This is a genomic window from Cupriavidus sp. OTU4054, assembly GCF_038440175.1.
Taxonomy (GTDB): domain Bacteria; phylum Pseudomonadota; class Gammaproteobacteria; order Burkholderiales; family Burkholderiaceae; genus Cupriavidus; species Cupriavidus pauculus_D.
This window is the reverse complement of record NZ_JASATF010000039.1, coordinates 41,086-53,916: the sequence shown is the minus strand read 5'-3', so window position 1 is coordinate 53,916 and position 12,831 is coordinate 41,086. Positions and strand designations below refer to the sequence as shown.

The 12,831-nt window shown below is 66.3% G+C and carries 11 protein-coding genes; 8 read left to right on the top strand and 3 right to left on the bottom strand.

What is annotated here, in order from left to right; translation table 11 throughout:
• Nucleotides 1-118: 118 nt before the first annotated feature.
• Nucleotides 119-1,390 (top strand): Zn-dependent hydrolase, encoded by a 1,272-nt coding sequence (locus AAHB16_RS29995; protein ID WP_342052680.1) that lies wholly within the window; start codon nt 119-121, stop codon nt 1,388-1,390.
• A 21-nt stretch (nt 1,391-1,411) separates the two neighbouring features.
• On the opposite strand, the gene AAHB16_RS29990 is transcribed toward AAHB16_RS29995, so the two are convergent.
• Entirely contained in the window at nt 1,412-1,738 is a 327-nt protein-coding gene (locus tag AAHB16_RS29990; protein WP_223851414.1) for a hypothetical protein, read from the bottom strand.
• Nucleotides 1,739-2,008: 270 nt separating this feature from the next.
• Here AAHB16_RS29990 and ompR point away from each other — a divergent pair, with 270 nt between their 5' ends.
• From ompR to AAHB16_RS29960, 6 genes are all read left to right on the top strand, one after another.
• A complete protein-coding gene (gene ompR, locus AAHB16_RS29985; RefSeq protein ID WP_006576352.1) occupies nt 2,009-2,731 on the top strand; it encodes an osmolarity response regulator transcription factor OmpR in 723 nt (240 codons plus the stop codon).
• 24 nt (nt 2,732-2,755) lie between these two features.
• Nucleotides 2,756-4,108: an ATP-binding protein gene (locus tag AAHB16_RS29980; protein WP_150371474.1), complete on the top strand. Its 1,353-nt coding sequence runs from the start codon at nt 2,756-2,758 to the stop codon at nt 4,106-4,108.
• A gap of 174 nt (nt 4,109-4,282) precedes the next feature.
• Complete coding sequence (tcuC, locus tag AAHB16_RS29975; protein WP_342052679.1) at nt 4,283-5,611, top strand: MFS transporter; 1,329 nt, start codon at nt 4,283-4,285, stop codon at nt 5,609-5,611.
• Nucleotides 5,612-5,859: 248 nt separating this feature from the next.
• On the top strand, nt 5,860-6,408 hold the full coding sequence (locus AAHB16_RS29970; protein ID WP_109580860.1) for a peroxiredoxin: 549 nt from the start codon (nt 5,860-5,862) through the stop codon (nt 6,406-6,408).
• A gap of 94 nt (nt 6,409-6,502) precedes the next feature.
• On the top strand, nt 6,503-7,024 hold the full coding sequence (locus AAHB16_RS29965; protein ID WP_150371472.1) for a carboxymuconolactone decarboxylase family protein: 522 nt from the start codon (nt 6,503-6,505) through the stop codon (nt 7,022-7,024).
• Nucleotides 7,025-7,219: 195 nt separating this feature from the next.
• Entirely contained in the window at nt 7,220-7,804 is a 585-nt protein-coding gene (locus AAHB16_RS29960) for a GNAT family N-acetyltransferase (RefSeq protein WP_150371471.1), read from the top strand.
• A 6-nt stretch (nt 7,805-7,810) separates the two neighbouring features.
• Here AAHB16_RS29960 and ispF read toward each other — a convergent pair whose 3' ends face one another.
• Both ispF and ispD read right to left on the bottom strand, forming a co-directional pair.
• The gene (gene ispF / locus AAHB16_RS29955; RefSeq protein ID WP_150371470.1) at nt 7,811-8,317 is read right to left on the bottom strand and encodes a 2-C-methyl-D-erythritol 2,4-cyclodiphosphate synthase; all 507 of its coding nucleotides are present in this window, start codon (nt 8,315-8,317) and stop codon (nt 7,811-7,813) included.
• 33 nt (nt 8,318-8,350) lie between these two features.
• On the bottom strand, nt 8,351-9,142 hold the full coding sequence (gene ispD, locus AAHB16_RS29950) for a 2-C-methyl-D-erythritol 4-phosphate cytidylyltransferase (RefSeq protein WP_342052678.1): 792 nt from the start codon (nt 9,140-9,142) through the stop codon (nt 8,351-8,353).
• 199 nt (nt 9,143-9,341) lie between these two features.
• Between ispD and mfd the strand changes: the two genes are divergently transcribed.
• Nucleotides 9,342-12,794, top strand: a complete 3,453-nt coding sequence (gene mfd / locus AAHB16_RS29945; RefSeq protein ID WP_342052677.1) for a transcription-repair coupling factor — start codon at nt 9,342-9,344, stop codon at nt 12,792-12,794.
• Nucleotides 12,795-12,831 lie beyond the last annotated feature (37 nt).

The following is a 12,831-nucleotide window of genomic DNA, read 5'->3' as shown; positions in this document are numbered from 1 at the left end:
GCTGCGCAAGCTGTGGATCGCATGGCGCACGTGGATGAAATTTGCGTGATCGCGTCCGCACGACTCCCCCACGCACGCTCCCCCACGCACGCTCCCCCAAATTCTTTCGCCAGACATCATGACCCCCACTCTCGGCCAGACGATCCTCGATCACGCCGCCGCGCTCGCGCGCTTCTCCGACATGGAAGACGGGCTCACCTGCGCGTTCCTGACGCCCGCGCACAGCGCCACCCAGGCGCAGCTCGTCAAGTGGATGGAAGACGCCGGCATGCAGGTGCGCATCGACGCCATCGGCAACGTGATCGGACGCTACGCGGCGGACCCGTCCGCCACCGATCCCAAAGTCCTGATGACGGGCTCGCACTTCGATACCGTGCGCAACGGCGGCCGCTATGACGGCCGGCTCGGCATCCTGCTGCCGATCGTCGTGGTGGGCGCGCTGAACGCCGCCGGCATCCGCCTGCCCTATCACTTCGAGGTGGTCGGCTTCGCGGAGGAAGAAGGCCTGCGCTTCAAGACGAGCTTTCTCGCCAGCAGCGTGCTCGCGGGCCGGTTCGACGAAGCGCTGCTGGACCGCGAGGATACCGATGGCATCTCGATGCGCGACGCGCTCGGCGCCGCGGGCTTTCCGGGTGCCGCCAGTTCGGGGGAGGCCCAGGCGGCGGCATTGCGGGCAGCGGCCGTCGATCCCGCCACGCTGGCCGGTTTCGTCGAAGTGCATATCGAACAGGGTCCGGTGCTGCTCAACCGCGGCCTGCCGCTCGGCATCGTCACGCAGATCGCGGGCAGCAGCCGCTTTCAGGTGCGCGTGGAAGGCCTCGCGAGCCATGCGGGCACCACGCCCATGGACATGCGCCGCGATGCGGCCACGGGCGCCGCGGAAATGACGCTGCTCGTGGAATCGCGCTGCGCGCAGGTGCCCACGCTCGTCGGCACGGTCGGCCAGCTCCAGGTGCCCAACGGCTCCAGCAACGTGATTCCGGGCGCGTGCGTGTTCTCGATGGACATTCGCGCGGGCGAGGACGGCATTCGCGAGGCCGCCATCGCCGATATCCTCGCGGGCATCCAGGCCATTGCCGCGCGGCGTGGCCTGTCGGCGACCGTGGACCGCGTCACGCCGGTCAACAACGCGCCGTGCGCGCGCTGGCTCATGGATCAGTTCGGGGCGGTGCTGAAGAAGCGCGGGCTCGAGGCATTCGAGCTGCCGTCGGGCGCCGGGCACGACGCGATGATGATGCAACGGATCACCGACGTGGCCATGCTGTTCGTGCGCTGCGGCAATGGCGGCATCAGCCATAACCCGCTGGAGACGATCACGGCGGAAGATGCGCAGCTGGCGGCCGAGACGTTCGTGGACTTCCTGCGGCATTTCCGGGCGAACGCCGGATAAAACGCAGGGCGTGAAACCGGGTCAGCCTCCGCCGGAGTACATTTCCTTGCTGAGGTCGAACAGATTCTTGCGCAGCGTCTTGCGCTCGTCGGGCGACAGCTTGGGATTGCCGCCACCGGGGCCCTGACGCGTCGCGCGTTCGGCCATGTCGCGTTCGGTACGGTATTTCTCGGCGCGGGCGCGTGCCTCGCGCTGGTCGGCCCGTTCATGCGCGGCGTTGGCATGGGCACGTCCGTCGGAGGCAGGGGAAGCCGGAGAGGCCGGCGCGGGAGGATGGTGGAGCAAATTGGCCATGCCCGCCGATTGGGCGCGCGCGGCGTGCGGCAGCAGGCAAACGGCAATGACCATGCCGGCAATCGACGCAGCCCGCGCGCATGTTGCGCGACGCAGGGTTTGCCCGTGCCGGTATTGCTTCACTTTCATTGGATAATGTCGGTTTCGATTTCCCGCCGTCTTCCCATCGTCTGTCCCGTGGCGGGGCGGCATAAATCCTTGCCTGCCTAAACGGTGTGCGGAGTGTAAATGCACTATTGATGCACGCCGCCATACCACGGGGTAAAGTATGTAACGTTTTGTTAAGCCATTTTGAGCAAAACCGATAGTCGCTAAGATACCGCCATGGAAAATACGAGCCACAAGATTCTCGTCGTGGACGACGACCCCCGCCTGCGCGACCTGCTGCGCCGCTACCTCGGCGAACAGGGCTTCACGGTGCTGGTCGCTGAGAACGCCACGGCCATGAACAAGCTTTGGCTGCGCGAGCGTTTCGACCTGCTGGTGCTCGACCTGATGATGCCGGGCGAGGACGGCCTCTCGATCTGCCGACGCCTGCGCGGCGCCAACGACCAGACCCCGATCATCATGCTCACCGCCAAGGGCGAGGATGTCGATCGCATCGTCGGCCTCGAGATGGGCGCGGACGACTACCTGCCCAAGCCGTTCAATCCGCGCGAGCTGATCGCGCGCATTCACGCGGTGCTGCGCCGCAAGGGTCCGGCGGAAGTGCCGGGCGCCCCGTCGGAGACGCCCGAGACGTTCGCGTTCGGCGACTTCGTGCTCAACCTGGCCACGCGCACGCTGACCAAGAACGACGAGGAAATCACGCTCACCACGGGCGAGTTCTCGGTGCTCAAGGTCTTCGCGCGCCATCCGCGCCAGCCGCTCTCGCGCGAAAAGCTCATGGAAATGGCGCGCGGCCGCGAATACGAAGTCTTCGATCGCAGCCTCGACGTCCAGATCTCCCGCCTGCGCAAGCTGATCGAGCCGGATCCGGGCAACCCCCGGTTCATCCAGACGGTCTGGGGGCTCGGCTACGTCTTCATCCCCGATGGCGTGAAGTAATTCGGTCCGTCCACAGTCTGTATCGTGGCGACCGCCCTAGGCCGTACCGCAACGCGGTTCTTCGGTTCGCTATTCTGGCGAACCTTCATGCTGATCGCCCTGTTGCTGGCGATCTCGCTGGGTATCTGGTTCCAGAGCTATCGGCTCTTCGAACGCGCACCGCGTGCCCAGCAGATCGCCATGCAGGTCGTCAGCGTGGTCAAGCTCACGCGTGCCGCTCTCCTCTACTCCGACCCCGCGCGGCGCCGGTTCCTTCTGCTCGACCTCGTGCAGAACGAAGGCATCAAGGTCTATCCGCGCGAGAAGGACGACGACTTCGCCGTGCCCACCGCGAACCCGTTCCTCACGCAGCTCGTGCAGCAGGAAATTCGCGGGCGCCTGGGCGAGGACACCGTCATCGCGACCACGGTCAACGATATTCCCGGTGTCTGGGTCAGCTTCGAGATCGAGGGCGACGACTACTGGGTCGCGATCAGTCCCGAGCGTTTCGAACGCGTGTCCGGTATCCAGTGGCTCTGGTGGACCATCGCCGCGCTGCTGCTGTCGATCTTCGGCGCGGCCTTCATCACCGCGCGCGTGAACTACCCGCTCAAGCGGCTCGCGAATGCCGCCCGCCAGATCGGTACCGGCGGCGAAGCGCCATTGCTCAACGAGGATGGCGCGAGCGAGGTGGCGCAGGCCAACCACAGCTTCAACCAGATGGTCCGCGACCTGCGGCAGCTCGACGACGATCGCGTGGTGATGCTCGCGGGCATCTCGCATGACCTGCGCACGCCGCTTACGCGCCTGCGGCTGGAGACCGAGCTCTCGCCCGCCGACGCGGCCACGCGCGAGGCCATGATCTCCGATATCGAGCAGATGGACGCGATCATCGGCCAGTTCCTGAACTACGCGCGTCCCGCGCAGGAAACGCTGGAACCGGTGGACCTGTCCGCGCTCGTGCAGGACGCGGTGGGCGTCTACGCGGCCGCGCACGACGACGTGCGCGTGCACGTGCGCAGCACCGGGCCCGTCATGGCGATGGCCAACCGCATGGAGGTGCAGCGGATTCTCGACAACCTCGTCGAGAACGCGCGGCGCTATGCCAAGGACGAGGAAACCGGCATGGCCGTGGTGGAGATCACCACGCGCACCGAGGACAAGGAAGCGGTCATGACCGTGTCCGACCACGGCACCGGCGTGCCCGAGGCGCAGTTGCCGCTGCTCACCCGGCCGTTCTACCGGCTGGACGCGGCGCGCAGCGAGGCCAAGGGCGCGGGCCTCGGCATGTCGATCGTGAACCGCATCCTGCAGCGCAACGGCGGCCGCCTCGTGCTGGCCAACCGGCAGGCGCCGGCCAGCGGCCTCGTGATCAGCGCGTACTTCCGGCGCGCCTGAGCCCCTGGCGTTGGGCACCGGTCTTGCGCACATTCGTGCCCATTGACAGGTTTTCGACAGCCATTGAAATCAAGTTGAAAGGCTGTTGACAGCGGAATGACAGCGGCGGCGCGCAGACTGCATGGCATCAACATAACGATGCCATCGGTCCCGACGATGGCGAGAGACGCTCCCATGTCAATCAGCACCCCCGGCACTGCCGACACCCCCACCACGTCCGCCACGTCCGCACCGCAGCACGGTTTCCGCACCGTATTCCGTGTCGTCAGCGGCAACTTCCTCGAAATGTACGACTTCATGGTGTACGGCTTCTACGCCGCCGCCATCGCCCGTACGTTCTTCCCCAGCGGCAACGAGTTCGCCTCGCTCATGCTGTCGCTCGCGACGTTCGGCGCGGGCTTCCTGATGCGGCCGCTCGGCGCCATCGTGCTCGGCGCGTATATCGACCATCACGGCCGCCGCAAGGGCCTGATTCTTACGCTGATCATGATGGCGGCCGGCACGCTGCTGATCGCGCTCGTGCCCGGATACGCGACGATCGGCGTGGCCGCGCCGCTGCTCGTCCTGGCCGGCCGCCTGCTGCAGGGCTTCTCGGCCGGCGTCGAACTCGGCGGCGTGTCCGTGTATCTGTCGGAGATCGCCAAGCCCGGCCACAAGGGCTTCTATGTGGCCTGGCAGTCGGCCAGCCAGCAGGTCGCGGTGATCTTCGCGGGCCTGCTCGGCGTGCTGCTGCACGCGACGCTCGCCCCCGCCGAAATGGATGCATGGGGCTGGCGCGTGCCGTTCCTCATCGGCTGCCTGATCGTGCCGTTCCTGTTCCTGATTCGCCGTTCGCTCGAGGAAACCGAAGCGTTCCGCGCGCGCAAGCATCGCCCGACGCCGCGCGAGATCTACCGCTCGATGCTCGACAACTGGCGCATCATCATCGCGGGCTGCCTGATGGTCGTGATGACCACGGTGTCGTTCTACATGATCACCGCCTACACGCCGACGTTCGGCAAGACCGTGCTGCATCTCGACGAGGTGGACAACCTCGTCGTGACCATGTGCGTGGGCCTGTCCAACTTTATCTGGCTGCCGCTGATGGGCGCCGTGTCCGACCGCATCGGCCGCAAGCCGCTGCTCGTGACGTTCACGATCCTTACGCTGCTGACCGCGTATCCGGCCGTGACGTGGCTCGTCGCCGAACCGTCGTTCGGCCGCCTGCTCACGGTGGAGCTCTGGCTCTCGTTCCTGTACGGCAGCTATAACGGCGCGATGGTCGTGGCGCTGGCCGAGGTCATGCCGCCCGCGGTGCGCACGACGGGCTTCTCGCTGGCCTACAGCCTCGCCACGGCGCTGTTCGGCGGTTTCACGCCGGCCGTCTCGACGTATCTGATCCACGCCACCGGCAACAAGGCCGCGCCGGGCCTCTGGCTGATGTTCGCCGCCGCGTGCGGCCTCGGGGCCACGCTGGCGATCTTCCGCCAGCGCAACCAGGCACAGGCCTTCCGCGCCGCCTGAATCTCCCCCTCCCTCGCAGCCATGCCATGTGCGTCCGCACATGGCATACTTCCCTCTTCGCAAGCGGCAAGACATCGCCTCGGCGCGGTGTCATTGTGCAGCGCCTATCGGCCTGTTTGAGATTATCAATTGGCCCCCCGGTGCAGGACCGCGCATAATTCGTCCCTGTTGCGTGTCACGATTCATGAGAATTTCACCGAATCGCGTAACGCTAGCCTCTCTTTTCAACCGTATTTAGGAGAAGTCTGATGAAGACCGTTGGTGACAAGCTCGAAGCCTTCCAGATCGTTGGTGTGAAGCCTGGTTTCAACAACCACGAAGAGAACGGCCAATCGGCGTTCGAAGACATCACCGAAAAGTCGTTCGAAGGCAAGTGGAAGGTCATCTACTTCTACCCGAAGGACTTCACCTTCGTGTGCCCGACCGAAATCGTGGCCTTCGCCAAGCTGAACGGCGACTTCGCCGACCGCGACGCGATCGTCCTGGGCGGTTCGACCGACAACGAGTTCGTGAAGCTCGCATGGCGTCGTGAACACAAGGACCTGAACAAGCTGGACCAATGGCAATTCGCCGACGTGACCGGCTCGCTGATCGACCAGCTGGGCGTGCGTGACAAGGCTGCTGGCGTGGCCCTGCGTGCGACGTTCATCGTCGATCCGGACAATGTGATCCAGCACGTTTCGGTGAACAACCTGAACGTCGGCCGCAACCCGGAAGAAGTGCTGCGTATCCTGGACGGTCTGCAAACGGACGAGCTGTGCCCGTGCAACCGCGCTGTTGGCGGCGCCACGCTGTAATAGCCATCGATCGCGTGAAGGGGTCTCCGACCGCTTCACGCGCGGAAACCCGCTACATGCGGGTTTTTTGAGCCCTTGCCGATAGGAGAAATAAATGGAATTCCTTAGCACGATTAAGAACCTGATTCCCGATTACGCGAAGGACATCCGCCTGAACATCGACGGAACGATCGCGCGTTCGTCGCTGGAAGGCAACGATGCCGTGGGCGTGGCGCTGGCCGCCGCGTTTGCCGCGCAAAGCCGTGTGATCGTCGATGCGATCCGCAATGCGAACGTGCTGTCGCCCGAGGAAACCAACGCCGCGCTGACCGCGGCCGCGCTGATGGGCATGAACAACGTCTGGTATCCGTATATCGAGATGGCCGACGATCCCGATCTGGCGAGCCAGCCGGCCGGCCTGCGCATGAATGCCTACGCTACCCATGGTGGTGTGGACAAGCGCCGCTTCGAGATGTATGCCCTGTCGGCGTCGATCATCGGCAAGTGCCATTTCTGCGTGAAGTCGCACTATCACCTGCTCAAGAACGAGCAAGGCATGTCCGCGCAGCAGCTGCGCGACGTGGGCCGCATCGCCGCCGTGATCGGCGCGGCCGCCAACGTCATTGCTGCACAGTAATCGACGTCACAGTCACGTACGTCACAATCGGCGCCCGGCACAACGAGCGCTCCGCCACAGAGCGGCCCCCGCAGCCCGCCCCCGCATTGGGGAGCGGGCTTTTTTGTTTTCTCTCGCAATACAGGTTTTTGCGAGGCTGCACGGGCATGTCGATAGGCATACAATCGACGGCACGACTGGCAAAACCAACTCACCATGAGCACCCTGCCTTCGCATAACTCGCCCCGTTTCCGGTACCGCCTCGCGGCCGCGCACGACTGGGGCGATATTGCCGCGGTCACGCAGCAGGCCTACGCGCAGTACGAACTCGAGATCATGGAAGACTGCCGTGCGTCGTTCCAGCGCGGCATGCAGTCCGTGCTGGCGGCGTCGAAGAACGCCGATATGGAGTGGTGGGTCGCGGAGAGCGATCACGGCATCAGCGGCGCGGTGCTGTTCTGCCATCCCGGCGCCACGCTGCCCGCGCTCGACGGCAGCACGATCACGCTGACGCAGCCCGAGGCGCGGCTGCTGTCGGTCAGTCCGCAGGCACGCGGACTGGGCCTTGGCCATACACTCATGCAGATCTGCATCCAGCGCGCGCGCGATATCGGCGCGACCACGCTGGTCGTGCGCGCGATGCCGGAGATGGAGTCGGCCAACCGGCTCTGCCAGCAGATGGGCTTCACCAAGCGGACCGAGGCCGGCGCGCGCAGCGGCGCGATGGCCCGCCTGATCGACTACGTGTACCCGATCACGCCCGAGGAGCCGGCGGCGCCATCGCCGGCGCCCGCTCCCTGACGCGGCTTAGTCCTGCGCGTCGCCGCCGCGGCGCCAGATCAGCACCGCGGCCTGCGCGACGATACCTTCCTGACGGCCCTCGAAGCCGAGCTTCTCGTTGGTCTTGGCCTTGACGTTGCAACGCGTCGGATCGATCCCGAGATCCTCGGCCAGGTTGGTGACCATGCCCGTGATATGCGGTGCAAGCTTCGGCTGCTGCGCGATCACGGTGGCGTCCACGTTGCCGATTTCGTAGCCCGCCGCGCGCACGCGCTTCGCGCACTCGCGCAACAGCACGCGGCTGTCCGCGCCCTTGAACTGCGCGTCGGTATCGGGGAAATGACGGCCGATATCGCCGAGCCCCGCCGCGCCGAACAGCGCATCGGTGACGGCGTGCAGCAGCGCGTCGGCATCGGAATGGCCCAGCAGGCCGCGATCGTGGGGAATGTCCACGCCGCCGAGAATCAGCTTGCGTCCCGGCACCAGGGCGTGCACGTCATAGCCCTGCCCCACGCGGATATCGAACGGATTCAATGCAACTCCTTGCGAATCTTGAAAATGGGCAGCTTACTGCGAGGCACCGGTGCCAAGCAGGACTTCTGCCAAAGCGAAATCTTCGGGATACGTGACCTTGAAATTGCGCAGCGATCCGTTGACGAGGCGCGGATGCAGCCCCAGCCGTTCGATCGCGCTCGCTTCGTCGGTCACCACCGCGCCCGCCGCCATCGCGTCGCGCAATGCCTCGCGCAGGACACCGACGCGGAACATCTGCGGCGTCTGCGCCTGCCACAGGCCGTCGCGCGGGACCGTGGTGCCGATTCTGGCACCGACGCTGGCACCGATACCGGCATCGTCCGCGCGTTTGAGCGTATCCGGCACGGGCACCGCGAGAATGCCGCCGATGGCGGCATCGGGATCGTCGTCGCCATCGGCTTCCACGGCGCGCACGAGCGCATGGATCATGGCCGGCGTCAGCCCCGGCCGCGCGGCGTCGTGCACGAGCACCCAGTCGGTATCGACGGCACCCAGTTGCGCGAGGTGATGCAGGCCCGCCAGCACCGATGCATGGCGGCTGTCGCCGCCGACGAACGCGGTGTCGAAGCGCAGGCCGGCAAACGTGGCCGCGCCGAAGCGCGATTCCAGCGGCATATCGTCGGGCGCGAGCACCAGCGCCGTGGCGGAGATCGCGTCGCATGCCGAGAAGGCCGCCAGCGCATACCAGATCATCGGACGCCCGGCGACCGTCTGGTATTGCTTGGCGACCGTGCCGCCCGCGCGGCTGCCGGTGCCCGCGCAGGGAATCAGGGCGAATCTTCGGTCGGGGCGCTCGGGGCGGCTATCGGGACGCGAATGGGACACGGTTCTCCGGGGGGCGATGTTCGGGTTCGGTAGCGGCCAGCAGTGTGGCCGGTCCGCATTCTATAATATGGCCTTCGCCCGCCGCCACACCGGCGCCCCCGGGCACGCCGGATCGATGACCCCCCGCCCGCACTGCCGGCGGGGCGTTGTCGTTTTGTATCGCCCCTTTAGCTTCACCCAGGTTGCGCCCCAGTTGCCAATGCCCGACACCACATCCGCTTCGTTTGGTTTTCTCCCGCTGCCGCTGATCAAGCCCGGCATGCGTCATGCCGTGACCGGCCTGACCGGGTCGTCCGATGCCCTGCTCGTGGCCGCGTACATGCGCGCCCATGGCGCGCAGGTGCCGATGCTCGCCGTGGTCTGCGCCAATGCCACGGACGCGCAGCGGCTGGCCGAGGAAATTCCATGGTTCGCGCCCGAACTGCGCGTGCGGCTGTTGCCAGACTGGGAAACGCTGCCGTACGACAGCTTCTCCCCGCACCAGGATCTGGTCTCGGAGCGGCTGGCGACGCTGCACGATATCCAGGGCGGCCAGTGCGACGTGATGATCGTGCCCGCCTCGACGGCGCTGTACCGGCTGGCGCCGCCGTCGTTCCTCGCGGCGTACACATTCTTCTTCAAGCAGGGCGAGCGGCTCGACGAATCCGCGCTCAAGGCGCAGTTCACGCTCGCGGGCTACGAGCATGTGAGCGCGGTGATGCGCCCGGGCGAATACAGCGTGCGCGGCGGCCTGATCGACCTTTATCCGATGGGCTCCGCGCTGCCGTACCGGATCGACCTGTTCGGCGACGAGATCGAGACCATCCGCGCGTTCGATCCCGATACGCAGCGCAGCCTCTATCCGGTCAAGGAAGTACGGCTGCTGCCGGGCCGCGAGTTTCCGCTCGACGAGGCCGCGCGCACCGCGTTCCGCGGCCGCTGGCGCGAGTTGTTCGAGGGCGACCCCACGAAGTCCCCGATCTACAAGGACATCGGCAACGGCGTGCCGTCGGCCGGTATCGAGTACTACCTGCCGCTGTTCTTCGAATCGAGCGCGACGGTGTTCGACTACCTGCCCGCGAATACGCAGCTCGCGTTCTCGGGCAATGTCGATGAGGCGATCCGCCGGTTCTGGGCCGATACGACGCAGCGCTATACGTTCATGCGGCACGACCGCGAGCGCCCGCTGCTGCCGCCGTCGGACCTGTTCCTCTCGGAGGAGCAGTTCTTCGTCGGCGCCAAGCCGCTCGCGCGCCTCGTGCTCCAGCGCGAGGCCGAGGCTGGCGTGCCGTCCCCGGCCACCGCCCTGCCCGACGTCTCGGTCAATCGCCGCGCCGAAGATCCGCTCGTCAACCTCGAATCGCTGCTGCTGAACAAGGCCACGCGCGTGCTCATGTGCGCGGATTCGGCCGGCCGCCGCGAAACGCTGCTGCAGTTGTTCGCCGAAAGCGGCCTGCGGCCGCAACCGGTCGATGACTTCGCCGCGTTCCTCGCCGGCGATGCGCATTTCTCGATCGCGGTGGCGCCGCTGCAGACGGGCTTCGCGCTACCCGCGGGACCGTTCGCGTTCGTCACCGAGGCCGAGCTGTACGCGGGCACCGCGCGCCGCGCGGGCCGCCGCAAGCAGGAGCAGGCGAGCGCCGTCGACTCGATGGTGCGCGACCTCGCCGAGCTCAAGGTGGGCGACCCCGTCGTGCATAGCGAGCACGGCATCGGCCGCTATCAGGGACTCGTCACGCTCGACATGGGCAATGGCGAGGAAGAGTTCCTGCACCTCGACTACGACAAGGGCTCGAAGCTCTACGTGCCCGTGCATCAGCTGCACGTGATCTCGCGCTATTCGGGCGCGGATCCCGATACCGCGCCGCTGCATCACCTCGGCTCCGGCCAGTGGGACAAGGCCAAGCGCCGCGCCGCGCAGCAGATCCGCGATACCGCGGCCGAACTGCTGAACCTGTACGCGCGCCGCGCGCTGCGCGAGGGCTTTGCATTCCCGCTGTCGCCGAAGGACTACGAGACGTTTGCCGAGAGCTTCGGCTTCGAGGAAACGCCCGACCAGGCGGCCGCGATCGCCGCCGTCATCGCGGACATGACCTCGGGCAAGCCCATGGATCGCCTGGTCTGTGGCGACGTCGGCTTCGGCAAGACCGAGGTCGCCCTGCGCGCGGCCTTCGTGGCCGTGCTTGGCGGCAAGCAGGTGGCGATGCTCGCGCCCACGACGCTGCTCGCGGAGCAGCATTTCCAGACGCTGTCGGACCGCTTTGCGGAATGGCCGGTGCGCATCGTCGAGCTGTCGCGCTTCAAGACGAAGAAGGAGATCGACGCCGCCATCAAGCAAATCAACGAAGGCACCGTCGATATCGTCATCGGCACGCACAAGCTGCTGTCGGAGGAAGTCAAATTCCAGCGCCTGGGGCTCGTGATCATCGACGAGGAACACCGCTTCGGCGTGCGGCAGAAGGAAGCGCTGAAGTCTCTGCGCGCGGAGGTCGATGTGCTGACGCTGACCGCGACGCCGATTCCGCGCACGCTCGGCATGGCGCTCGAAGGCCTGCGCGACTTCTCGGTCATCGCCACGGCGCCGCAGAAGCGGCTGGCCATCAAGACGTTCGTGCGCCGCGAGGAAGACGGCGTCATTCGCGAGGCGATACTCCGCGAGCTCAAGCGCGGCGGCCAGGTCTACTTCCTGCACAACGAGGTGGAGACCATCGAGAACAAGCGCGCGAAGCTGGCGGAACTGGTGCCGGAAGCGCGTATCGCGGTCGCGCATGGCCAGATGCACGAGCGCGAGCTCGAGCGCGTGATGCGGGACTTCGTGGCGCGGCGCGACAATATCCTGCTGTGCACGACGATCATCGAGACCGGTATCGACAACCCCACGGCCAACACGATCCTGATCCACCGCGCCGACAAGTTCGGCCTTGCGCAGCTGCACCAGCTGCGCGGCCGCGTCGGCCGTTCGCACCATCAGGCCTATGCGTATCTGCTCGTGCACGACCCCGAGGGCCTGACCAAGCAGGCGCAGCGCCGCCTCGAGGCCATCCAGCAGATGGAGGAACTCGGCGCGGGCTTCTACCTCGCCATGCACGATCTGGAGATCCGCGGCGCGGGCGAAGTGCTCGGCGACAAGCAGTCGGGCGAGATCCACGAGATCGGCTTCCAGCTGTACACGGATATGCTCAACGCCGCGGTCAAGGCGCTCAAGGCGGGCAAGGAACCCGACCTGATGGCGCCGCTCGCGGCGACCACCGAGATCAACCTCGGCACGCCCGCGCTGCTGCCGAACGACTACTGCGCCGACGTGCACGAACGCCTGTCGCTGTACAAGCGCCTGGCCAACTGCGAGACGGCCGAGCGCGTGGACGATATTCAGGAAGAACTCATCGACCGCTTCGGCCGGCTGCCCGCGCAGGCGCAGGCGCTCGTGGAAACGCACCGGCTGCGCATCGCGGCCGCGCCGCTCGGCGTGCGCAAGATCGATGCGGGCGAGGCCAGCATCAGCATGCAGTTCGTGCCGAACCCGCCCATCGACGCCATTCGCATCATCGACCTCGTGCAGAAGAACCGCCATATCAAGCTGGCGGGGCAGGACAAGCTGCGCATCGAGGCGAAGATGCCCGATGTCGCCGTGCGCGCCCAGACGATCAAGCACACGCTGCGTCAGCTGGCCTGACGGCCGCCGCGGGTGTAGCATCGACCATTATTCCTAC